We start from the raw sequence: 22,083 nt of genomic DNA on the forward strand, positions 1-22,083 counted from the left end.
AGGACACCCATTTGTCGGCCGCGGCGGCCGGGGTTAAGCCCAGATCCTGCGCGCACACCGCACTGGTTCATCCCGCGCCCGCCGGTGGGGTCGGACCGGCGCCGGCGTTGTCGGGCCGATCGCCGGCCGCGGCGACCGTGTCGGCCTGCCCGGCCAGATCAAGCAGCGCGCGTGCGAGCGTGGCGCCTTGCCCGGCATCGATGTAGAAGGTCTGCTCGCTGTCGAGGTCAGCAACGATCAGGCCGACGAACGTACGCTGCGGCTGCGGGTCCCCCACGAACTGGACCAGCTGCGCGGCGACCCAGGTGCGTCGACCGCGTCCGCCCGGGTCCGCGTGGTAGCGGCGACCCACGTGCATGGGCAGCGGCGCGTCGGGGTGGAAGTCGTCCTGGACCGCCAGACACTGCTGCCGGTCACACCACCGCGGGTGGGCTACGGCCGGGACGGGGTCGTCAGATGGCACCGCGGTCGCGGCGGGCCCGGCGTTCTCACCACCCGGACGGGGGGCCGTGTGGAACAGACGCAACGGCCGCCAGACCTCCGTGCTCGCGGCCGCGTCTTGGCGGTCTGCCGCCTCGCTCCGGTCGGGAAACAGGGTGATGCGTCCGAGGGTGGCGTGGTTGACCAGGTCACTAACCACGCGCAGGTCGACGTCGCTGTCGCGGGCCAGGACGTCGAAATAGCCGACCGGGCCGCGCGCGGTGAACGGTCCCCACCCATGCGCCTCCACCCGAAGTTCCACCACGTCCGGGCCGAACCCGGCCGGGTGGCAGCAGACACGGACAGCGCGGACAGCCGCCCACGGTGCGCTCCACCTGCCGCCCTCGTGCCCGTACTCGACGTACTGACTGGTCATCCGCAGATACAACCCATCAAGGCCCCGATCACGGCTGAGCCAGACCAGGCAGCTGACGGTAGCCGCGCCCGGCAGACACGAGGTCACCGCGAACAGCAGCCCACCCAAAACAGCCACAACGTCAACGCCCCACCAGATCATCACCAGCGACACCAACAGGCCAGCACTGGTGATCCCGCCGAACAGCAGCGCCCTGATGCGTGCCAGCGACCGCCGCCGTGCCCGCAAATCCGGTGCGCCGACCAGATCGAGCACGGTCGCCGCGGGCGTGGACATCCAGATCGGTGGCGGCGGCACAGCCGCTGCGGGTGTGGACACGGTATCGAGCTCCAACCTTGAGGCAAAACGGGCGACATCCCGCACCGCGCTCGTCGCGCCACTGCGGCAGCAGGGGCGGGGCTAGCAGCAGGGGCGGGGCTAGCAGCAGGGGCGGGGCTAGCAGCAGGGGCGGGGCTAGCAGCAGGGGCGGGGCTAGCAGCAGGGGCGGGGCTAGCAGGGGTGGGGTGGGTGCGGGGCAAGTCCGGGTATCTGGCCACGATCAGGAGCAAGCCGCAGACGATGGTCGTCACCGTGAGCTGGATGAGTGCAGTGACAGCGCCGTTCTGACCGGCGGTTACGGTGGTCGATACCTGCTCGGGGTTGGTCCAGAACGCGACCGTCGCGGATGTGGCAGTCCGCGTCGTGACACGCCAGGCCAGCCCTCTGCCGGCGCACCGCGGCGAGCCGCACCGCGATGGTGACCGCCCGCCGAGGGCCGGCGTGGTCCGGCCGCGCTCATCGCCGCGCCCGAGGGTGCAGGTGGCACCCACGGTTCGGCGGTGTCGGCCGCACGCCCGCGCATGGCAGCGTGCGGGCGCTCGGCCCCCTGGTCCAGGCCGCAGGTGGGCCCCAGCAACAGCGGTCATACCGGTACCCCCTCCCGTGCTCCTCGGTTCGGTTTTGGGTCATGGCTGGGGTGCCGGCTGTGCGTCGCTGGCCCGGTGACGGGCCAGCAGAAGCAGCACATCGTGCTCGGGCAGCACGGCCAGGCCGGCCAGGACGGCGGCCACCAGGCGGCGGTCGTCGTCCTTGTCCGCCTCGGCCAGGTCGGCGTAGGGGACCATCTGTTCTTCCGCGGTAGGGTGCCGGGACCGCATCGAGGTCTGGCCAACCGCCTGCCATGCGGCCATCCGCGCCGCGTGCACCCAGTCGGCCAGCTCCTCGGTCAGCTGACGCTGCTGTTGTTCCACTCGTCCCCTCCACGCTGGCGGGCACGGCCCACCCCTCTTGGTCTTCAAGGCCGCCAGACGCAAGGCGACAACGGAAATCCGGCACGCCAACAGCCGTCGCGATGTGAGCGACCAACTGGCCGGCGAGACGACGCGCGACGATTTCCCAGACCTGCTCAGCCGTCCGGTGCCCACCGGCCCCGCGAGATCGCCGCCGCTGCGTCCCGGTCATATCGAGCACCGCCCGCACGACCGGCCGAGATGCCCCCGTTTCGGCGGCCACCGTCCGCTCACTGGCACCCTCGGCGTACCGGCGGGCGATATCGGCGATCTCGTCCGGCGACAGCCCACCCGGCAACCGCGGCTGCCCCGCGCCGGGCGGATGCACACCGAGCTGATCGAACTGATGCTGCAGGGTCGCCGACGGGGTCCCGGTCTCGGTGGCGAGCTGGCCTATCGAAGCGCCGGCCCTGCGGCGAGCAACAAGATCGGCCAGCAGCTCATCGGGCCACTCACGGCGGTACCCGCGACCGCCCGTGCGCGTCTGGGGCAATGGTCGGCCGTCTGCATCACGCGGTAAGGGTGGCCCGGTCATCGCACTGGCCTCGACAATGGCCGCGAGCAGCTGGCCGGGGCGGGCGCTGCCGGCGGCCGCACGGCTTGTTGCGCGGTCAAGCCACCCGCCGCCACCAGGCAGCCGACCCCAACCGCTTGCCCTACCAGCGACCCGGTCGCTGCCCTGGCCGCCGCAGGGACCGCAACCACACCCACCCAGCCCAACGGGCTAACAGCCACCGGGACGGACCCCGCGGCCACCAGCAGCCACACCACTACCCGCCCGGCTCCACCACCGATCATCGGCCACCGCCCCGAACAGCAGGTACCCCGACCCGACCGCCAGCGGCGTGCGCCAGCGGCCCGGCCAGCAGGCGCACGGCTGGTCCAGCCAGGACGCCGTGACCGCCACCGCCGACGGTGGCGGTCACGGCGGACCGCCGATCCGGGCGCGGATGTCCCCACCGGCTCCGGGAACCGGCACACCCCGTCGCATGCTGGCCGGCGGCGTCGGTGTTCGCGATGTTCGCGGGCCCGGCTCACTCGAATCCCCCGTCCGGGCTCGACTGCCGGCCGGCTGGTGGTCGGCACGGGTCGGGGTCGGCTGGTGTGGGGGCGCAGGCGATTCGGATGATCCAGGCCCGGTAGTGCGGGTTGGTCAGGTCGGTGGCCGCTACGGCGGGGACGGCTCGTTCGCAGCGCGGGACCAACCCGTAGGCGTGGCTCATCACACCGACCAGCTGCCACCGCCCGTCGATCTTCTGCAACACCGGCGAACCCGAGTCACCACCACACGTCGCCTGCCTGTCGAACTGGACACACAACTCACCGTCGGTGATCCAGACCGCCGCGCACCGCTGCGCGGGGGCGGTCACGCCATCGAGCTCGTGCAGCACCTGCGCTGGTGGCTCGGCCCCGTCCGGCAGCACCGCACACCGGTCGTCGACCTGGACACCCCAGCCGACCACCCGGGTAGAGACCGCCATACCCGCGTGTGAGGCCAGCGGGAACGGCGTCACATCCGCCACCGCGGTGGCCAGCCGCAGCAGGGCCAGGTCCGCGTGCGGCTGCGGCGGACGCAGCGCGTCGCCGTCCCAGCCGGGGAACACCTCCACCCCCGCCACCGCGCTGACCTGCCCACCGCTACGCCAGCTCGCGGAGCCGATCCGCACCCGCATCCGGGTGTGGTCCTCCAGGCTGCCGTCCGGGTTGGTGACACAGTGCGCCACCGTGACCACATACGTTGGTGAGACCAGGTTGGCGCCGCAGGCATGCCGGTCGCCGTCCGGTTTGGCCTTGATCAAGCTCGCCACCGCCGGGCAGCTTTGCGTCGCCGTCCTCGACGGCATCCGCGTCACCAACGCCGAGGCCGGCGGGTCCGGCACCCCCTCCGGCATGGGCGGGGAGCCGCACGCCGTCATCGCCAGCACGAGCACGACAACGGCGATCACCGGCAGCATCCGGCCGGCCCGACCCAGCCACCGCGGCAGTGTCCGCCTCCCCCACACGGCAACCGCCGCGAAGAGCCACCCGACCACACTCAAGCAGAGCCCGGCGTGACCGTGACCCGGGGCCGGCGGGGACTCTGCCGCCTCACCGACCGGCCGGGTGCCGTCGCCGGCCGGTCGCCTGCGCCGCCACACGCCACCACGCCCCGGACCGTCGGTGAACACCTCGTTGCCTTGTCGTCCGTGTCGATCGCCGCGACTGCCGTACGAGACCACCCTTTCCCGCACCTGTCGCGGGCTGGCCTGCAGGCTGGTCGCGACAAAGCCGGCCAACAGGTCTTCGGGGGTGGCCAGGCACCCGCAAGGGGTGCCCGGCCACAGCCCGGCCCGCGTGGTGGGGCGGTCCCGGGCCCACCGCCGAGCCGCACGTCGCCTCCCGCACACACCACCCCAACGCTCGACCGTGGCGTGCAGGGCCAACAGCCGCAAAGTGGTGAGCAGGACGGCGGCGGCGGTCGCTGAGCCGCCGGACAGGGCCCCGAACGGGCTGTGCGACAAGGCGGCGGCGCGCGGCGGCGCGGCCAGCGCCGCCACATCCGGCTCACGGTTGCCGGTTTCCACACCATCCGTGCTAGGGGTTCGGGTCATCGTCACACGTCCAGACACCAGTCGAGAAAGGGATAGGAACGGGTTTCGGCAGTGGGCCGGACACCCGCGGGGGCGGGATACAGGCGGGCGCCCGGCCGTAGGTCCGGCCCGCAAGGCAGGCCGGCGCAACGGCAGTCAGATACGAGGACTGCCGCCACGCGCCGCGTAGGTTTCGCCAGGCTCTGCCCGCTCTGAAAGAACCCGGCGGACGGCGTTGGCCAACACGGACTCGTCCGAGTCGATCACCTCGGCCTGCGGCAGCTCGCTCAGATCAGGGATTCCCCGCGGCCGCGCCGCCGGCGGCGCCGGACTGTCCGGTATCGCCTCGGGCCGTTGGCCATTGTCAGTCGTTGTAGAAGACCTGGTCGCCGCCGGCCTGGTGCACGCCCGGCGTGGTGCCGCGATGCACCTCCACCGTGCCGTCCCCACCGGCGCGGCCGGTCTTCGTGTGCGTCCTGCCCGACCGGTCGGTGGCGGACATGGTCACGTTCGGCTTGTCGTTGTTGTCCTTGTCCTTACCCATCAAAACTCTCCCTACAGCTCGGTTGGACGGTCACACTCAACGGCGCCGCATACCAATCGCCGGCTCGGTAGCCGGTTCACCGGCAACGGCAGTTGCTCGGGCAGGCGGCCAGGCCCGCCCGGACGGTGACGAGGCGGTCGTCGTTGCTGTCCGCCTCCGCCAGACCGACGCAACAAACAGCCCCGCATCGCTCGCCGCTACTTTTTGTCGCGGGTCTGCTCGATGACCTTCTCGGCGTCCTTGTGCGCGGTCTGCTGTGCCCGGTGCTGGCTCCATTCGGTGTGCTTCTTGGCAATCGGGTTGTCGCCCGCCTGCTTACCGCTGTCCTTGCCCATCTCGTGTCCTCTCCTCAGGGTTGGGAATTGGGGGTTGGGGTGCCCCCGCCCAGCCCGGCCCTCGCCTCGGGCCGGCCGGAGTGCTGGGCGGGGGCGGGCGCCCTGGCACGGGCGCCCCTTCCTGGCCCGGGCGGGCTTCCGAACCGCCGGCCAGGGAAGACCAGCCACCCGGGTTCTAGCCGGGCGGGCGGCATCCGCTGGTGGAGTGCATGAGGTGCCCGGCCAACGCGAACCCCGGATCGTCGCGGGTCAACAGTTCACCAACGCGGTCCAGTTCCTTGACCGTGATGCCGGCGGCCCGCAGCCGGTCCCGAGCCTGAGCGATCGTGCCGGCCACCAGCCGACACCCCGGCCCGCCAGCCGGCCACACCTGCCCGCACATCTGCGTGCCCACCGTGGTCAGATCCTCGGCCAGCAGCGCCGGATACACCTGGCCTCCCCAGCTATGGTCGGTGCCGGCCTCGGCGAACACGTTGCTCAACGCCTGCTGCACCCGCACATACAGGGCCGCGTCCTGTTCGGACACCGACGACACCACCATCTCGACGGCCGGGGTCGTGACCCAGTCCTCGACCAGCAGCCAGCCACCCGGCGCCAGCCGATCCGCCAACCGGGACAGGATCCGGCGCCGCTGCGGCAGGTACTGCAGCACCAGACGCACATGGATCAGATCGAAGCCACCCGGCCACCCCGGATACTCCCGGTCACCGGTCAGGTCGTGCTCGACCACCGCCAGGTTCGCCAGCGCCGGGATGTCACGGACCTGCCGATCGGTGGCCAACACGAAACCGTCCCGGCCCACCCGACCAGCCAGCCATACCGCGAACTGGCCACCCACACCGGCCCCGACCTCCCAGCACCGCAAACCCGCCATCGTCTCGCGCGGCTCGCCGAACAAGTCCTTGAGCCGGGCAACGCTCCACCCGTCCCACAACTGGCCGAGCAACGCGTGATACCCCACCGCCTGCGGGGCGTGGTTGTCCAACGGGTACGGCATCGCATCCGCGGCGATCACGTTGCCCCGGCTCATACCACTCACCTTTTCCTTCACCTCAAACGGATCCTTCTTCTGACGCGGATCGTGGTTCCCGGCCGGACTCGAACCGACGCTTTCCAACTACCCCGCAGGCACCGTGGTTGCAGGAGCAAGGGTGCGCACCTGACGGTGCGACGGGAACCCAGACACCCCCGCCCCACAAGCGGGTGCAGGTCCTTCACCCCAACCGGACCGCTACCAGCTCGGGCCGGCCCGACCGGACAACCCAGAGATCACCTCGTGCCCTTCGCACACCCCCGGCCGCGCACCTTCTCACCGCCCCGCCCCGCGGCAGCGCCGTTGTCGCCCCCGCCCACCAGGCCCGTCGTTCGGCGGCAGGCAGAAGCGGACCGAGCCGACGGCCCACCGTCCACACCGTCCGGTGGGATGGGATCGGGATATCGGTGGGGCCCGGCTCGCTCATCGGACAACAGGCTCCGTCGCTAGTAGTCGCTAGTCGCTGGTAACGCTGGTGGTTGCTGGCTGGGCGGCTGGGCGTTTGCCGGTTGCGCTGTCGTGGTCTTCGATGCTGGTCACCTACACAGGTCCGAACGGGATTCGGTAATGCGCGTGGAAGCCGGCCGGGCAGGGGGTATCTGTCGACCTATCCCCACTGGGTCTCGGCTACGAGGCCGCCGAGCAGGCGTATCCCTTGGCTATCCGCATTGGGTCTCGGCTACGAAGCCGCCGAGCAGGCGTATCCGCTGTTGGTACATCAAGGCCCACGGTTCGGGCCGCTGGGTGGGCGTTGGTGTGGTCCGGGGGCGTGCTGTGGTGGTTCGACGTGGCCGGTTGGGGTGTTCATTGGTGCTCCTGGGCAGCGGCGGGTTGGGGGAGTTGGTGGTGGCGGTCGAGCATGATCCAGGCGGCGTTGTGGTCCTGGTCGTATGGCAGGTGGCAGTGCGGGCAGGTGACCACCGCCGCTGCCGCGTACCGGGGATGTGCTGGTGCGGTGTGTCCACACGCCCGGTGGGTTCGGGTGAGCCCGGCGCGTGAGACGGTGTGGACGGCCACCCCTCGCCGTCGCGCCGCCGTGGTCAGGGCGTGTCTGAGCCGGCCGGGCGCGACCAGCTGCGCGCGGGCCCGGGCTTTGGCGGCGGCGATCCCGGGCAACATCGGATCGTCGATAGTGTCGCTGCGGCGGAGCGTTTTCAGGTCGGTGTCGTCCAGGACCAGGACCGCGGTGTGGGCGGTCAGCCAGGCGGCGGCCCGACGCCACATCTCGTCCCGCCGGCCGCTGGTTTGGTGACGTTCGTTGGCCTCCCAGGTCCACAGGTGCTTGTCCCGCACCCGCCACGCCTCCAGCAAGGCGGCCATCTCGCCGCCGCCGGCCGGTGGTGTGGTTCGCCAGCCGATCGCCAGGGCGGCCAGCCGGGCCGTCGACCTCCACCGGCGTACCTGCTCACCGGTCAGCACGGCGTCGTCGTCTGTGGGGTCGGGTTGGGGATGGGAGTCGAGCCAGCCGGCCAGCTTGTCCCGGACCGGGTCGAAGGCCTGGTCACGGGTGGAGCGCAACGCGGCCGGCCGGGCCGCGACGTCCACCGTCCGGGCCGGTACCACCAACTCCCCCCACCGACCCCCGTCATGGACGACCACCACCTCGGCCAGGTGCTGCGGTGGCGGGGGCAGCGGATGCGGGCTGGCCCACACCGCGACCCGGACCGAGCCGTCCGCCCGGCCGCGCCAGCCCAGATGGACCGCCACCGGCGGCCGCGGCGGCGCTGCCGGCGGGTCGGGCACCTTCACCGTCACACACAACGCCGCCCGCGTTGTGCCGGCCAGGCGCCGCACGACCAGCTCGGCCGCGCACACGTCCGCGTCTGCCGGCATCATCCGGTGCACCACCACCGGCAGCGTCACCATTGCGCTACCGCCGACCGCGATGCTCACCTGCCCGGTGCGGCCGACCGCGCGGCGCTCACCTCGCGGCAACCCGTCGAAGGCGGCCGGCTCCATCCACGGCGTGAGCCGCATGACGTTACGCCACTTACCGGCCCCGGAGGCCAGCACAGCAGGTGTGCGGGTCGGGTCCCCCGCCGCTCGTTTCAGCTGCACCGCCACCAGCCCACCCCCGTCGAGCCGGTGCCGGTGCAACCGCGCCGGCTGACCGCTGCTACGGCGCCGCGCCACCAGCCGCACCGCAACGTGATGCCGTTTCTCCACCGTGTTGTAGGTGGCCCAGTACAGGCCCCGGGCGGCGAACGAGCGCCGGCACGCCTTGACCGCCTCCACATGCTCGGCCTTCAACTGCGCGAACCGCGGTGCCAAACCCGGATACGCGGCACCGGCCGCCCGTTTCCGCACAGCGCGGGCAGCGGCCAAACCGGCCCGCGCCGCCCGCACCGCCTGCGCGGCTTCCGCCGCGGTGTGCTGGTCCTGGAACCGTTCCCGCTTCGCCCGCGCGACCACCTGCTGAAGGCGGTCATCCGCGGCGGTCACCTCCCGGTCAGCGTGCGCCCACCCCGGATCGCTCGCCCACACCCCGTTCCTGGCCCGCTCCAGCTCCTCCTCCAACTCGACCAAAGCGTTACCGAACCGGTGCGCCATCCGGATCTGCTCCCACAACACCTCCGGCAGCTCCACGTGGCCGCGAAGCCCGTACCGGTACACCACCGTCCCCATCAACACCCACCCCCGCGAACACGCCACCGCCCGCCACGCGGCCGCGACACCCGCACGCTCACCGCGGCGCCGCCCCCGCCCCGGTCCGAGGGCGCCTGCCCCCACCTCGAGGCGACGTCGTCACCGCAGACGGCAAGGCCAGCACCGCCCTGGCGTGCCCGCTGTCCGCGCCGTCGTCCACGCGATGACCGAACCCGGCGATTCCGTGCGGCTGCCATCGTGGCGTTCTCACCTCTCGATCTCTCCTGAAACACGGCCAGAACACTCGTCAGGTCAGGTTCGGTTCTGCCCATCGCTGCACCTGTCATCGCGGCAGCTCCGGATCCCGGCAGGCGCCGTCGGCCGGAGCCGCGATCGGCGCCGCCGGTCACGGACCGGCCGACGGCGTGCCATGGCCCGGCCCGCCGCCAGACGGCCGCAGCATCGGCCACAGCGTCGGGCCGCCCGGCAACCGGAACACCCGCCCGGTCTGGTAGCCGTGCCGGCCAAACAGGTTCCGGGTCCGGGCCGTGCCCGCGACCAACGCGGCCGACCCGCCTGCGGCGTCCAGCAGGCCATGCCGGTACCGCAGCAGCGCGCTGGCCACGCCGCGGCCCTGGTGCCGGCGGGCCACGGCCAGCCACGCCAGCCGCAGCCCGTCGTCCGGGTCAGGCGCGCGGGTGGCCAGCAGCTGGTCGAAGCGTAGGAACCGGGCCAGGTGGTCGCGGCAGGCATCGGCCAGGCACTGCCGATACGAGACCGGGTCACCCGGCTCGGCCGGGTTGAACCAGATCGCGGCACCGAGCACCGTCCCGGCCTGGTCGGTGGCCACATCGATGCAGCCGTAGTCCCGGCCGTAGCGGACCATCGCCGGCCAGAACACCCCGAACGTGATCAACCGCTCGTCCCGGTCCGCGATCAGCCACCGACCCTGCGGTGTATCGACATAGCCGGCGATCAGGATCCGGGCGACCTGATCGGCCTGACCGGCAGCCGCCGGCCCGGCCATCGAGGCCGGCGTGACACGCACCGTCTGGGACTGCTCGGACATCGGGGTCGTCATCGAAGATTCCATCTCACGCGTGTTTGGCAACAACAGCTACGGGCTGGTGACGCTGGCCGGGTTGCGGCCGGTCACGTCGAACAGCAGTCCGCCGCGGCCGCGGTGGACGATGCTGGACGCGGCAAGATCATCGGGGCGCCCTGGGTTGGCGTGGCAGCAGCGACCGGCGTTGGCACGACGGGGGAACGCCGGGCCACGGCAGGCCGCTGCCCGATCACCAGAGCAGTGACCACACCCGCCGCCGGCGCGGCCGGCGCGGCCGGGCCCGCAGGTCGGCCGCGGTCACCGCAGGCACGCCGACCGGCATACCGGTGGGATGTGCGGCGAGCACGAGCGCGCGCACCCGGGCATCGGCATCGGCATCGCCATTGCCATTGTCCTGCATCGAACCCTCCACATAGGACTCAAGGTTGAGCGGTTAGGTGGGTTAGGGCTGGTGGTAGGTCGTCGACCTGGCCGGTGTGCAGGAACAGCCAGTACGACACGGTGCGCGGTGTCGTGCCAGACAGTGCTGGCGGGTTACGCAGGATCACCTGCTCGGCCGCCAGCAGCCGCCCGCTGGCCGGGTCGAACACCAACCGGTCCCGCGTCTGATCGGAGTGGGAGTTGACCGCGACCGCGACGCCGGTACGGCCGGCCCGGTCCACCGTGCGGCCCTCGCATTCCAGGCCGGTGTTCTGGCCGGCCAACACGCGTAGCAGCGCCACCCGCACCGGCAGCACCGTGCTATGGGACTGGTAGACGTCCGCGACCGCGCGTAGCACCCACTGCGGCCCCATCACCGGCGGCGAATGCGTCCGCAGCTGCCCGGCCAACACCTGCGGGCTGGTGGCGATCGGCTCCGGCAACACACCGGCCAACCCACCCGCGCTGTAGCGGCTGCTGCCTTCCTGCCGGGACGGTGCGCCGGGGATCGCGATCACGTCCAGGCGGCCGGACCCGTCCACGGCCCGGTACAGCTTCGACTCGTACGTCACCACCTGCTGGACCGTGCCCTGCTTTCGGCGGTAGGACATGTCCTCGCCCCACCACCGCGTATACACGTACGTGTACCGGCCGGCCTGGACCGGTTCCGGCGACAGAGCGGCCACCGCGTCCGCGAGCTCACCCATACACCACACCCGGCCGGCACCACCGGCCGCCGGCTGCGAGCCCGGCGCGGTGCTCGCCTGGCCGACCGCCGCCGGCGGCGGCTGCTCGCTGCCGGCCCGGCGCGTCTGGACGACGGCTCCCGCGACGGCCAGGACCACGACCGCGGCGGCTCCCACGGCCGCCGGTCGCCAGCCAACCCGTGGCGAAGGGTCTGGGGTGTCAGTCATGGCAGGTGCCTCCCCACAAATCCGGTAGGGACGAACGAGCCCCTCACCGGCTTGTCCGATATGGATCGACCTGGTACCGGCCGCACTGATGGCCGGCATTCATGGTCGTCGCCGGGCGCCCGTCGAACTCGCGGGCCAGGTCATCACCGTCGCCGCGGGATCGCATCCCGGTCTCCCTCCGCAGGATGTCCGTCACTGGTCCACCTGCGTTCGGAGATGGCGCCCGTCCTGCTGGGGCGGGGCTCGGCGAGGTTGCGCCACGGCTGCCGGGACGTCGAGGGTGTTGCCGTGAGCGGCGTACGCCTCGCCAGGCTCGCTGACGCTGCGCAGCACGCGTTGCAGGGCGTCGACCAGGATGGACCTGTCGACGCTGGACATGTCGGCCAACGCGATACCGGTCAGGTCGGGGAAACGGACCACCTGGCCGGCATCGTCCACATCGGAACCCGGTGACGGTTGCGGCGGGTCGCCGGGCTCCTGCCGGTCGAGCCGGGCAGGCGCCTCGCCGGCCGTTGTCTGCGGCGGTGGGGCCGGTCGCCGGTCGGCCGGGTGAGCCGCCGGCACCACCGTGTGGATCACCGTGTCATCGCCGTCAGGTTCCCCGCCGGTACCGCCGACAGTTCCAGGGCCTGTCCCGGTCACCGTGTGCCTCCACTTCTGCTGGCACGTACTTCTGCTGGAACGTGGTTGCCGAAACCGCCACAACGGTGGGTTCAGGGGTGGCCGGGCGCCCGCCTGGGTGTGCGGGTGCCCGGCCATGGTCCGGCCCGTGGCGGCCGGGGTCATAGATCCCGCGGGTTGGCGGGGGTGCTGCCGTGCGCCGCGTAGGACTCGCCCGGGTTTCCCAGATCGTCCAGCAGGCTGCGCACACACCGCGCCAGGACCGGGTTGTCGCCATCGAGCAGCTCCCGCAACGGCAGATCGCTCAGGTCCGGAACGCCGTCGTAGCCTTCGCCAGCTTCCATGCGAGTCTCCTATCGCGGCTAAACCCCCGTCGGTGTTCTGCACAAGATGGGAATGAGGTTGGCGGCCCGTATCGGCGCGACGGCTACCCCTGCCCGGTGCCCCGGCGTGTCGGCGCGTCCGCCGCCTGGAACCCCGCTGGTGGTCACGATCGTTTTCCCTCTCGCGGAGAATCGGCGGGCGGGTTGGTGGGGTCGCCGGTCCGGGAACGGGCACGCGGCGGTCACCGCTCGCGCCCCGCCGTGGCTTGTATGGCGGCAGGACAGCGACCGGGCGCCACCACACCTCGATCAGCGGCTCGGTGGTGGCGATGGCAGTGTGGTCGACCAGCCAGTCCAGCAGGCCCCGCACCAGCTCTCCCATCGGTACGGGCATCCGGGCGTCGAGATGTCTGGCCCGCCGATGTCGTGGGCGCGGATCCAGTCGCGTTCGGCAGCCACGACCACGACCAGTCGTCCCACGGCTGGCGCTGAGTGCAGCTCGGGACAGCCGACGCACCGGTAGCAGCGGCGGCCCCGGCCAACCGGACGCACCCGCAACGGCTGACCGGGTTCGCAGAACGTGACCCCGGCCGGCGGCCACGGCACCGTGTCGATGGCGGTCATTACCCGACCCTCGCCGTGTGAGTGGGGGTGGATGGCGACGGTGTTGGCGGGACCGCCGCCATCCACCCCGTCCCGAACCCGGCGAGAACCCTCGCCAGGTTCGGGGTGTCGCGCCTGCCGCCGGAGGCGTTCTGGTACGTAGCGGCGGACGCGAACAGCAAAGACCGAAAGTGACCGACAGCTGAGCGGCAGGGCCGGGCGATACGCTCCCGGGTCGTGGAAGGCGCGGATCCAGCACGTGGACCTCGACCCACACCAGGCCGACACCACACCGTCCACAGCGGCCGAAGGCGCCGACCGGTGGGGAGACCAACTCGACCGTCGCGTGCTGGTTCATGCTGCTGCCTGCACCACAGCGACAGCCACTGCACCGAGGCAGCAATCCACCAGGCGCAGTCCGGCGAAGACCGCCGCCGGCGCAGCCTGCAACGCGATCTGGCCCTCGTGCAGCACGCGCACCCGGTCGGCGCGACCCGCAACGCCAAGGGCAGATTCTGCTCGGCGAGCAGAACAGTCCCCGGCCGCGGCCGGACAGGTCGGCGATGATCCGGGCAAGGTCGGAAAGCACCGCCAGGGCGCGTGCGTCGGACGGTTCGAGTGGCGCGAGAGCGGCGGTCATACGGTCCGCACCACCTGCCACGAAAACGGCGTCAGGACGGCGAACAGGGCGAACCATGCCGTCGTGGGGACGACCAGGACCGCCGTGGTTTCGCCCGGGCCGACCAGCAGCGCCCCTGCCATAGTGCCGCCGATGAAGCCGACGCCGCCGATCACTACCACGATCAACATCAGTACCAGCACCGCGCTGTCCATCCCCAGGGACGACAACGACAGTGTCAGGGCGCCGGGTCATCGTCACCTCCAGAAAGGTGTTCGTGTAAAGGGGGAGCTCAGCGGTACCCGGGGTTGTGTCGCAAGCCGCCACGATCAACCGGTCGGCGGCTCACGCCACCCTGTTGTTACCGACGCCCGCCGCCGGCGAGCGGTTCGGGTGGTGGGGGGGGGGGCGGGGGGGGGGCGCGCCCCCCCCCCACCGGTCGGGCCCGGCCCCTTTTTGGGAGGCGTAACGGCGGTGCCGGAACCCAGTCCTGGCGCGACCTGCGCGCGATAGCCGAAGGGGTGAACGCATCAACGGCAAGCCCGTCGTCCGTAGGTAGACCGGACCGGTCGACTGGCTGCCCAGCACGGCTGTCTGACCACGTGTGTGGATGGACAACGAATCCTGCTCCCTTGTGGACGATAGTCGGGGTGATCGGACAGGGACTCGCTGACCAGTACCTGCTGGCTGGAGTCTCAGGTGGTGGCGTGGCGGACCCATCGAACGAACCAGGTTCCGGCCCGGGCGGCGCAGTTGTGCGACCAACCCCACCCGCCCGGCCCGCGGCGCCGCCAGCCCTCGCAGCCGTCGCACCGCCGGCCCGGCCCAGCCGCCACGATCCCGCCGTGCCACGGTCACCGCCCGGCCCCGTCCAGTGCCGCGGCGCGGGCCGCCGCCTGCAGACCGGTACCGTCGCCCGGTGCCAGGCCGTCCCCGTGCGGCGGATGTCGCAGACACGCCCAGGGTGGACAGCCGAACAGCAGCATCACCGCGTACCAACGAAGCGGCGACCACATCCGGCGCGGCGGCCCGAACTGGGTGGGCACGCTCAACGGCGGTGACCCGACCCCGCCGAGCACCACCGCGCGCCGGGTCAACGTTCCAATCACGTCATGCCTCCAACAAAACACACTCAAGAAAGAAGGGGGGAAGTCCGATAAGGAGAAGATGGGGAAAACTGAGAGGACAAAAGGGGCCGTCAGGTCACCGCCGTGCCAGACATCCGTCGCGCCGGCACCGGCACACCGGCGTCGGCACCGTCCAACCCGGACAGTGGGCTGCTGCCGGGTGTGGGTGTGAGGGCGGCGTGCAGGTCGGAGACGAACTCGTCGATCTGCCCGGCGCTCACACCCGGCATGCACACGATGTGGCAACGCTCGCCGCTGTCACCGGCCAGCACCCACTTGCCCAACACCGGCGCCGGCGGGGTCCGCAACACGACGGTGAACGCGTGCCGGTGCCGCCACGCCGGCCACCCCAGTCCGGTCAACTGCCGCACCGTGTACCCGGCCAGCCGGCGGGCCTGCACCGCCCGCCCGTGCAGCCCGTCCCGGCCCAACCGCGAGATGGTGTGCGCCAGCAGCAGTGGGGTATGGCCGTTACGGGAACCGGACACAGTGGTGTCCGGGCTACCGCTGTACGAACACACACCGGTGGGCGGGGCGGGTGGGGTGGCGGTGATCAGGATCCCGCACGGCATCGGCGCACCCAGGAACTTGTGCCCCGAGACCACCACACTGTCCGCACCATCAGCGAAATCGATGCCCGACCGGTCCTGCGGTTCGAGCAGGGCCAAGGGAATACCCGCCAGGGCGGCGTCGACATGCACCAGCCGGCGTACCACCGCGGCCTCGTCCAGCACCGCGTGGATCTGCCGCAGGTCGTCGACCGCCTCGTCCAGGGTGGTGCCGGCGGTCGCGACCACGACCGCCGGCCGATCCCGATGTAGGCCCACGACGGTGGCCAGGTCGTGGTAGTCCATCTCCCCCCGACCACCCGCCCGCACCACCACCGCGTCCATGCCGAGCAGGTCCACCGCCTTGGCCACGCTCGGGTGCGCCGCCACACTGTGATAAACCACCCCGGTCGGGAACCGGCGGCGGGCCTGGTGCAGGGCGTGCAGGGTGCCCTCACTCGCCCCCGACGTGACATACCCCCACCAGGTGGTCGGGGCGCGCAGCAGGTCGGCCACGAACCGCAGCACCTGCCGCTCCCACACCTTGCTGTGATTGACCGCCAACCCATCCGCGAACGCATCGCCCACGTTGTTCAACATGCGGCCCCACCACGGGGACAGATCGGTGTGGTCGATGTCGGTCGCGCCGGGAAACCCGATGTTGTAACGCCCCGCACTGCGCAGCCGGTCCGCGAACGCGGGCAGGCCGGTCAGGTCAACGCTCATCGCCCGCCCCCTTCCGGCCCGGCCACCGCCAGATGCAGCAGGTGCAGCAGCCACCACACCGTCCGCGCCCGCGGCTCCCGCACCAGATCCGGCGCATGCGTCCACGGACGGGATGCGTAGCGGGCGCCTTCCAACGTGGACGTCGACCGCACCACCGCCCGCACCGGCTCTCCCGGCGGGTTCCGGTCGACCGCAATCCGGGTGCCGTCGACGAGCTCGATCAGGCAGCGCCCCGGTGCCTCCCACGGACTGGACACCAGCCGCCGCATCCGGGTGAATGGGCCGGCGTCGGTGTCCAACGTGGATATCGCGGTGCCGGCGTAGACGACGCCGTCCGGCATCCGCCCCGCGTTGGTCGCCAAATGGATACGCGCGTCGAAACTGTCCGCGGCCAACCGGTGGTGCAGGGCGTTACGCGTCACACCAGCCAACACCCCGGCCAGCTGCGCGCTCTCCGGACCCGCCACCAGATACCGCGGCGCGATAAACAGTGCCTGGCCGGCATCGGCCGCCTGCGGGTCCGCGTACAGGAACATGACCGCGTGTACCGCCACCGCCGTGCCACGGCTTTCCCACACGTGCTCGGCGTGCTTACCACCGGCATGCAACAGCAGATCGACCGCCCGGTTCCGCACCACCACCGGCCCCAACCGCCGACCATCCACCGCCGGGCTTGGCTGCTCCCCTGCCTGCTGCGGCCCCGCCGCAGCCGGCGCATACCGCGGCTGACTCCCCGACACCGACGGCGGCGGTGTGTCCGGCACGGCGTGCCGCGGCCCCGGCTGCCCGCCACCGGCCACCGGGAACGTGGCCGTCGCCCGCGGCTGCCGCAGATACGGCCGCGCCATCGCAGCGCTCGGGTGCTCGACGCCCATCGCGGTCACACCCCCAGCCCTGACAGCTGCCGGTCCGGGACCGTGAACGGATCCGGCCGCTGCCCCAACCGCCCATACCCGAGGGGATTCGTGGACCGCAGCCACACCGCCCGACCCACCCCGACCAGCACCGCCACCACACACACCCCGGGCACCAGCCACACCAACCCCGACCCAGACCCCACCAGCGAGTCCAAATGGGACACCGTCACCACCAACGCGGTCCCGCCGACAGCAACGCCCAGCAGCGGGAACCCGACCCGAACCAGCCACGGCGCCCCAGCCGGCATACGGCGGAAGAAGGTCAGGGCGGCCAGGTTCGCGCCGGTCAGCAACACCAGCAACCCGACCGCCGCGATCACCGACAGCCAGGTGAACATCCCGTCCACCGGATCCGCCCCCACCAACGCGAACACTGTCAGCAGCAGCCCACCAGCCACCGCATAAACCACCACACCACCCACCGGGGCACCCTCGTTACGGCCGGCACCCACCCGGGCCAGCCCGGCCGGGAGCACACCATCCCGAGCCAAGGAGTAGACGTAACGCGCGAAGACATTGCCAAAGGCGAGCATCGCCACGCCGATACTCGCCATCAGCAGCACCCCGGCCAACCCGGCCAACAGCGCACCCAGCGGCCACCACCGCTGCGTCAGAAACCCGAACGGCAACACCCCACCACCGGCGCCTGCGGTGATCCGGGCCGGTCCGACCGCGACCGCTACCGCGTAGGCCGACAGGGCGTAGAACAGGCCGGCGAACACCACCGCACCCGCCGTCGCCCGCGCCACCGTCGCCTCGCCACGGGCCTCCTCGCTAAACGCCGGCACCACGTCCAACCCCAGACAAGCCGCGAACCCCAACGCGACAACCAAACCGACGCCGCCGCCGGCCAGGCTCGCCGGCGACCACAGCGCCGCACTCAACGCCCCGTCCGCCGGCGTCAGCACCGCCACCACATCGACCGCGGCGAGGACCGCGATCGTGGGCACCTGCACCACCGTCAACAGGCGCACATTCACCGCCGACACCCCACCCAAACCAGCCACCACCAGCAAGGTGGCCGCAGCCCACACCGGCCACGGACCACCGAACTCAGCCGCGAGAGTGGCGCCGGAAAGGCCCAAGATGCTGGCCCCAATAGCCCCGTAGACCACCAAACCGAGCACGCCGGCCGCGACCGCGGCCGGCCGGCCCAAACCGGCCGCGCACACCGCGTAGAACGGGGCACTATGCCGCTGCCGCCGTCCGACCGCGACGTAACCGACCAGCAGCACACCCACCGCCCCAGCGGCCAACAGCAGCGCCAACGGCACCCCCACCACACCGCTCTGCCCATACAACGCCGGGATACCGCCGGCGAACACGATCAACGGGCTCGAGGCGGCTACCGCCACCACCCACAACGACCCACCGCCCAAACTCCGACGAGCCAACCCACGCGGCCCGGTCACCACACCACCACCCCCGCGCCCGCGACCCCCAAGACCGCGCCCGCGATCCCCGGGACGGACGCGCCGCGCACCAGCCCAACCAGGCCGGCCCCCTCCAGGGCCCGCGGCGCGCCCGCCGGTTCACCCGCCCGCACGGAGCTGACATCCCGTGCGGGCGGGGAGACACCACCACCAGAGCTGAGGAATATGGCAGCCGCCCAACAGGGCTGCGACAGCCCGAGCTGCACACTGACGGCCGCAGGCGATGCCACCGGAATCGTCGCCACGTCCTACACCGCCCCAACCCGCGACGGCGGCCGCCGGTCTGCCGGTGGTTTGCGGGCCAAGCCGCCCAGGCTCAACGCGGCGATGGCCGGATCAGCCACCCGCACACCGGTCCCGTTACGCCAGTCGTCCAGCGCCACCACACCCGGCTCGACCAGCTCCAGACCGGTGAAGAAGTCGGCGACCTGTTCATAGGTGCGGGCCACGATCGGCGTACCAGCCGCCGCGTACAACGCCGTCACCGCCTGCGTTTCAGCAAGCAAGGCCCCCGTGACGTGCTCGTCGGTGACATGCGAAATCCCCAGATAACTACCGCCCGGCAACCGATCCAGATACCGGCGCACCAACTCCAACGGCTCCTGGTCATCGGGCAGGAACAGCAGCACGCTGACCATCAACACCGCGACCGGCCGCGAGAAGTCGAGCAGCTTCTCCGCCTGGTCCAGCACGACCTCCGCGTCGCGCATGTCGGCCTGCACGACGAGGGTGTGGTCGTCGCCGTCCAGCAGGGTGCGGCTGTACGCCACCGCCACCGGATCCACGTCCACGTACACGACCCGCGCGTCCTCGAACCTCTCCCGGGCGCTCTGGTGGACGTTGCCCACCGTGGGGATGCCCGAACCGACGTCCAGCAGTTGCGTGATACCGGCCTCGGCGACCAGATACTCGACCAGCCGCTTGAGGAACCGCCGATTGGCATGCGTGACGTCCTGGACCCACGGCGCCACCGCCAACACCCGCTCCGCCAACCGGCGATCCACATCAAAGTTGTGCATCCCACCCAAAAAGTAGTCGTATACCCGGGCCGCGCTCGGACGCGACAGATCCGCCTCCGGCACCCGCGGATGCGGCAACAACACACCCGGCGTCAGCAACTCCCGCCTCCGCTGATCCATGTCAGGCCCTCGCCTCCTCCTCGCCTGCGGCGTCCGCCATGCCGTCAAGGCCGCGCAGGATCACGGCGTCGGCCGCCCGCCAGGTCGCACAGCGCGTCACCCCGCACCGTGGGCAGACGCCTGTGTCGGGATCGTCGGCGTGTGCCGCCGCGCTCTGCTGAGCCGCTGCCAGCTCCTCCGCCGTTGGGCGTGGGAGCTCCTGACCCTGGCCAGTCACGGACAGTGCCACTTGCGGCCTCCTTCCCACGGGCTCGTACGAACGGGCAAGACAGAAAAGGCGCAGGCCACGACTGGCAACGGTTCGATGTGATGGCATCGGTCAACGTCGCCGCGCGTATATGAAACCGTCGCCGATGCTTTGGCCGGAACCATGTGCGCACCCATGTGAAATGTGCATGCCATAGTGCAGGCCATGCGCGCGAACCGTCGATACCGGTACGGTCGAAGTGAGCGGCGGCGAAAGGATTGGCGATGACCAAGAGAAATGAACCGCTGGCCGAGCTGGTCACCGAAGCCGGCCTCTCCGAGGGAGGACTTGCACGCCGGGTCAACGAGCTCGGACAGGACGAAGGGCTTCAGCTGACGTACGACTACACGGCCGTCTACCGTTGGGTGCGTAAGGGGCAGCGGCCCGAGCCGCCGGTGCCGTCGCTGATCGCCCAGGCACTTAGCGAACGGCTGGGCCGCCAGGTCCGGCCCAGCGACTTCGGCATGACCGACACCGCCAGCCTGGCCACCCGCGCCCTGACCTACAACTCCGACGTGCCAGGGACCGTCGACACCATCCTCGAACTGGGGAGGACCGAGTTGAAATCCCGAGGAATGCAGCGGCGCCGCATGATGACCGCACCCTTCGTCCTGGCCGCCGCAGCAGGTCCCAGCCGCGACTGGCTGCTCTCGACGCTGGACGAAACCTTCGACCAGGACGCCCCCCGCAAGATCGGCATGCGCCAGATCGACGGCATCCGCGGCATGTTCAAAATCATGCAAGAGATGGACGTCATGCGCGGCGGCGGCCACGCCCGCGTCACCCTGGTCGAATACCTCTCGGGCTACGTCCTGCCGTTGGTACGTCGCCAGCACGACCAGGAAGCTGTTCAACTGGCACTCTACGAAGCCGCCGCCGAGCAGGCATACCTCGTGGGCTGGATGGCCTACGACGACGGCCAGCACGGCCTCGCCCAGCGCTACCTCATCCAGTCGCTGCGACTGGCCAGCGCCTCGAAGAACAAGGTGCTCGGCGCGCACGTCCTGGCCGGCATGTCGGACCAGGCCAACCTGCTGGGCTACCCCGAGGAAGCACTCGCCCTGGCCCGCGTCGGCCAGCGCGGCATCACTATCAGCGACTCGCCCGCCTGCATGGCCGACCTGCAAATCCTCGAAGCCCGCGCGCTCGCCGCCCTCGCCCGCGACGGCCGCCCCAAAGGATCGGTAACCGAAGCCGTCCGCCGCGCCGAAGCAACCTTCCAACACGTTCGCCCCGACAACGAACCCGAATGGGCACGCTTCATCGACCCCGCCTACCTGTACGGCGAAGCCGCCCACTGCTTCCGCGACATCGCCGACACCGCCCAAATCGACCGCTTCGCCAGCGAATCCGCAGCCGAAGCCGCCCGCCAACACCGCGCCCGCCGCGGCGCCCTCAGCCAAGCCGCCCTCGTCTCCGGCGACCTGCAGCGCAACGAAATCGAACGCGCAGCCACCCGCGGCCAAACCGTGATATCGCTCGCCGAAACCGTCGAATCCAGCCGCTGCATCGAAACCGTCCGCGACCTCACCAAGCGGTTCAAGCCACATGGACGGATGCCGGAAGTACAAGCATTCCAGGCCCGCGCCGGCCAACTGCTCAAGGTGGCATAACATCACTTGCCCTAACGCTTCCAATCTCGGGGCGGTGAACGCCTTGTTCGGTGCCGTATGTTCAGCTTCAGGCGCGCCCACACCTCAAGGAAGGTGACATCTGGTGACAACGGTCGTGATCTCTGGAAGCCGGAGGACCGGTAACCGCGATCAGGACGAATTTGATCAAATCTTCGACTATTTCCTCTCGCCGTTTACCGACGACGAGGAAGCATGTGTGTTTGTCGGCGGAGCAGTCGGGATCGACAGCCTTTCTCTCACATGGCTGGTTAGTCACACACCCGCTCGTCTCGTCATAGCAGCGCCAGGCAAGGTCTCACGGCAGCCTCGCGAGGCTCAGGCGGCGATAGCGCTTGCCGAACGTTCGGGGCGTGCCCAGATTGTCGAACTGGACCACCCGAGATTTCCAAGCACGGAGGCATATCATGCGAGAAATCGCTGGATGGTCGATCGGGCACAGCTCTTGATCGCTTTCCCTCTCGGGGACGACCCGAAGAGCGGCACGTGGTTCACCATTCGCTACGCCGCCGAGCAGCGAAAGCCACGTCTGATCGTGCCAATCTGAGCCACGAGAT

23 protein-coding genes are annotated in these 22,083 nt (G+C 70.9%); 4 read left to right on the forward strand and 19 right to left on the reverse strand.

The window, feature by feature from the left end; all coding sequences use genetic code 11:
* Positions 1-67 precede the first annotated feature (67 nt).
* Positions 68-1,219 carry a hypothetical protein gene (locus tag RB614_RS09045; protein WP_308711936.1) on the reverse strand — a complete coding sequence of 384 codons (1,152 nt, stop codon included), beginning with the start codon at positions 1,217-1,219 and terminating at the stop codon, positions 68-70.
* 581 nt (positions 1,220-1,800) lie between these two features.
* A complete protein-coding gene (locus tag RB614_RS09050) occupies positions 1,801-2,085 on the reverse strand; it encodes a hypothetical protein (RefSeq protein ID WP_308711937.1) in 285 nt (94 codons plus the stop codon).
* Positions 2,086-2,122: 37 nt separating this feature from the next.
* Here RB614_RS09050 and RB614_RS09055 point away from each other — a divergent pair, with 37 nt between their 5' ends.
* Positions 2,123-2,644, forward strand: a complete 522-nt coding sequence (locus RB614_RS09055; protein ID WP_308711938.1) for a hypothetical protein — start codon at positions 2,123-2,125, stop codon at positions 2,642-2,644.
* 514 nt (positions 2,645-3,158) lie between these two features.
* Here the strand turns inward: RB614_RS09055 and RB614_RS09060 are convergent.
* Positions 3,159-3,932 (reverse strand): S1 family peptidase, encoded by a 774-nt coding sequence (locus RB614_RS09060; RefSeq protein WP_308711939.1) that lies wholly within the window; start codon positions 3,930-3,932, stop codon positions 3,159-3,161.
* Here RB614_RS09060 and RB614_RS09065 point away from each other — a divergent pair.
* A complete protein-coding gene (locus tag RB614_RS09065; RefSeq protein WP_308711940.1) occupies positions 3,916-4,179 on the forward strand; it encodes a hypothetical protein in 264 nt (87 codons plus the stop codon). The genes RB614_RS09060 and RB614_RS09065 overlap by 17 nt on opposite strands.
* A gap of 671 nt (positions 4,180-4,850) precedes the next feature.
* On the opposite strand, the gene RB614_RS44590 is transcribed toward RB614_RS09065, so the two are convergent.
* The 16 genes from RB614_RS44590 to RB614_RS09140 all read right to left on the reverse strand — a co-directional run bounded on the left by RB614_RS44590 (position 4,851) and on the right by RB614_RS09140 (position 19,648).
* Positions 4,851-5,144, reverse strand: a complete 294-nt coding sequence (locus tag RB614_RS44590) for a hypothetical protein (RefSeq protein WP_487379825.1) — start codon at positions 5,142-5,144, stop codon at positions 4,851-4,853.
* Positions 5,059-5,238 carry a hypothetical protein gene (locus RB614_RS09070; protein WP_308711941.1) on the reverse strand — a complete coding sequence of 60 codons (180 nt, stop codon included), beginning with the start codon at positions 5,236-5,238 and terminating at the stop codon, positions 5,059-5,061. Before RB614_RS09070 ends, RB614_RS44590 begins: the two co-directional genes overlap by 86 nt.
* Before the next feature lie 197 nt (positions 5,239-5,435).
* Positions 5,436-5,573: a hypothetical protein gene (locus RB614_RS09075; RefSeq protein ID WP_308711942.1), complete on the reverse strand. Its 138-nt coding sequence runs from the start codon at positions 5,571-5,573 to the stop codon at positions 5,436-5,438.
* Positions 5,574-5,748: 175 nt separating this feature from the next.
* Positions 5,749-6,624: a class I SAM-dependent methyltransferase gene (locus RB614_RS09080; protein WP_308711943.1), complete on the reverse strand. Its 876-nt coding sequence runs from the start codon at positions 6,622-6,624 to the stop codon at positions 5,749-5,751.
* A 786-nt stretch (positions 6,625-7,410) separates the two neighbouring features.
* Positions 7,411-9,231, reverse strand: a complete 1,821-nt coding sequence (locus tag RB614_RS09085) for a zinc ribbon domain-containing protein (RefSeq protein ID WP_308711944.1) — start codon at positions 9,229-9,231, stop codon at positions 7,411-7,413.
* A 367-nt stretch (positions 9,232-9,598) separates the two neighbouring features.
* Positions 9,599-10,273, reverse strand: coding sequence for a GNAT family N-acetyltransferase (locus RB614_RS09090; RefSeq protein WP_308711945.1), 675 nt, complete (start codon positions 10,271-10,273; stop codon positions 9,599-9,601).
* Positions 10,274-10,487: 214 nt separating this feature from the next.
* Complete coding sequence (locus RB614_RS09095; protein WP_308711946.1) at positions 10,488-10,658, reverse strand: hypothetical protein; 171 nt, start codon at positions 10,656-10,658, stop codon at positions 10,488-10,490.
* Between the two features lie 19 nt (positions 10,659-10,677).
* A complete protein-coding gene (locus tag RB614_RS09100) occupies positions 10,678-11,592 on the reverse strand; it encodes a hypothetical protein (protein WP_308711947.1) in 915 nt (304 codons plus the stop codon).
* A 192-nt stretch (positions 11,593-11,784) separates the two neighbouring features.
* Positions 11,785-12,171, reverse strand: a complete 387-nt coding sequence (locus tag RB614_RS09105) for a hypothetical protein (RefSeq protein ID WP_308711948.1) — start codon at positions 12,169-12,171, stop codon at positions 11,785-11,787.
* A gap of 203 nt (positions 12,172-12,374) precedes the next feature.
* A complete protein-coding gene (fxsA, locus tag RB614_RS09110) occupies positions 12,375-12,557 on the reverse strand; it encodes an FxSxx-COOH cyclophane-containing RiPP peptide (protein ID WP_308711949.1) in 183 nt (60 codons plus the stop codon).
* Between the two features lie 1,218 nt (positions 12,558-13,775).
* On the reverse strand, positions 13,776-13,973 hold the full coding sequence (locus tag RB614_RS09115) for a hypothetical protein (RefSeq protein WP_308711950.1): 198 nt from the start codon (positions 13,971-13,973) through the stop codon (positions 13,776-13,778).
* A 639-nt stretch (positions 13,974-14,612) separates the two neighbouring features.
* Positions 14,613-14,867 (reverse strand): hypothetical protein, encoded by a 255-nt coding sequence (locus tag RB614_RS09120; RefSeq protein ID WP_308711951.1) that lies wholly within the window; start codon positions 14,865-14,867, stop codon positions 14,613-14,615.
* A gap of 89 nt (positions 14,868-14,956) precedes the next feature.
* The gene (locus RB614_RS09125) at positions 14,957-16,159 is read right to left on the reverse strand and encodes a histidine decarboxylase (RefSeq protein ID WP_308711952.1); all 1,203 of its coding nucleotides are present in this window, start codon (positions 16,157-16,159) and stop codon (positions 14,957-14,959) included.
* A complete protein-coding gene (locus tag RB614_RS09130; RefSeq protein WP_308711953.1) occupies positions 16,156-17,034 on the reverse strand; it encodes a hypothetical protein in 879 nt (292 codons plus the stop codon). The genes RB614_RS09125 and RB614_RS09130 overlap by 4 nt, the downstream gene beginning before the upstream one ends.
* 5 nt (positions 17,035-17,039) lie before the next feature.
* Entirely contained in the window at positions 17,040-18,407 is a 1,368-nt protein-coding gene (locus tag RB614_RS09135; protein ID WP_308711954.1) for an APC family permease, read from the reverse strand.
* 350 nt (positions 18,408-18,757) lie between these two features.
* Entirely contained in the window at positions 18,758-19,648 is an 891-nt protein-coding gene (locus RB614_RS09140) for an SAM-dependent methyltransferase (RefSeq protein ID WP_308711955.1), read from the reverse strand.
* Positions 19,649-20,119: 471 nt separating this feature from the next.
* Between RB614_RS09140 and RB614_RS09145 the strand changes: the two genes are divergently transcribed.
* Entirely contained in the window at positions 20,120-21,508 is a 1,389-nt protein-coding gene (locus RB614_RS09145; RefSeq protein ID WP_308711956.1) for an NsdA family TPR-like regulatory protein, read from the forward strand.
* A 103-nt stretch (positions 21,509-21,611) separates the two neighbouring features.
* The gene (locus RB614_RS09150) at positions 21,612-22,073 is read left to right on the forward strand and encodes a DNA-processing protein DprA (protein WP_308711957.1); all 462 of its coding nucleotides are present in this window, start codon (positions 21,612-21,614) and stop codon (positions 22,071-22,073) included.
* The last annotated feature ends 10 nt before the right edge of the window (positions 22,074-22,083 follow it).

This window comes from Phytohabitans maris, from assembly GCF_031085175.1.
Lineage (GTDB): Bacteria > Actinomycetota > Actinomycetes > Mycobacteriales > Micromonosporaceae > Phytohabitans > Phytohabitans maris.

Excerpts from the sequence above, each read along its gene's own strand:
- RB614_RS09115 (WP_308711950.1), bottom strand. The coding sequence starts at position 13,973 with ATGGACAGCGCGGTGCTGGTACTGATGTTGATCGTGGTAGTGATCGGC.
- RB614_RS09075 (WP_308711942.1), bottom strand. The coding sequence starts at position 5,573 with ATGGGCAAGGACAGCGGTAAGCAGGCGGGCGACAACCCGATTGCCAAG.
- RB614_RS09140 (WP_308711955.1), bottom strand. The coding sequence starts at position 19,648 with ATGGATCAGCGGAGGCGGGAGTTGCTGACGCCGGGTGTGTTGTTGCCG.
- RB614_RS09085 (WP_308711944.1), bottom strand. The coding sequence starts at position 9,231 with ATGGGGACGGTGGTGTACCGGTACGGGCTTCGCGGCCACGTGGAGCTG.
- RB614_RS09070 (WP_308711941.1), bottom strand. The coding sequence starts at position 5,238 with ATGGGTAAGGACAAGGACAACAACGACAAGCCGAACGTGACCATGTCC.
- RB614_RS09095 (WP_308711946.1), bottom strand. The coding sequence starts at position 10,658 with ATGCAGGACAATGGCAATGGCGATGCCGATGCCGATGCCCGGGTGCGC.
- RB614_RS09125 (WP_308711952.1), bottom strand. The coding sequence starts at position 16,159 with ATGAGCGTTGACCTGACCGGCCTGCCCGCGTTCGCGGACCGGCTGCGC.
- RB614_RS09090 (WP_308711945.1), bottom strand. The coding sequence starts at position 10,273 with ATGACGACCCCGATGTCCGAGCAGTCCCAGACGGTGCGTGTCACGCCG.
- RB614_RS09145 (WP_308711956.1), top strand. The coding sequence starts at position 20,120 with ATGACCAAGAGAAATGAACCGCTGGCCGAGCTGGTCACCGAAGCCGGC.
- RB614_RS09100 (WP_308711947.1), bottom strand. The coding sequence starts at position 11,592 with ATGACTGACACCCCAGACCCTTCGCCACGGGTTGGCTGGCGACCGGCG.
- fxsA (WP_308711949.1), bottom strand. The coding sequence starts at position 12,557 with ATGGAAGCTGGCGAAGGCTACGACGGCGTTCCGGACCTGAGCGATCTG.
- RB614_RS09130 (WP_308711953.1), bottom strand. The coding sequence starts at position 17,034 with ATGGGCGTCGAGCACCCGAGCGCTGCGATGGCGCGGCCGTATCTGCGG.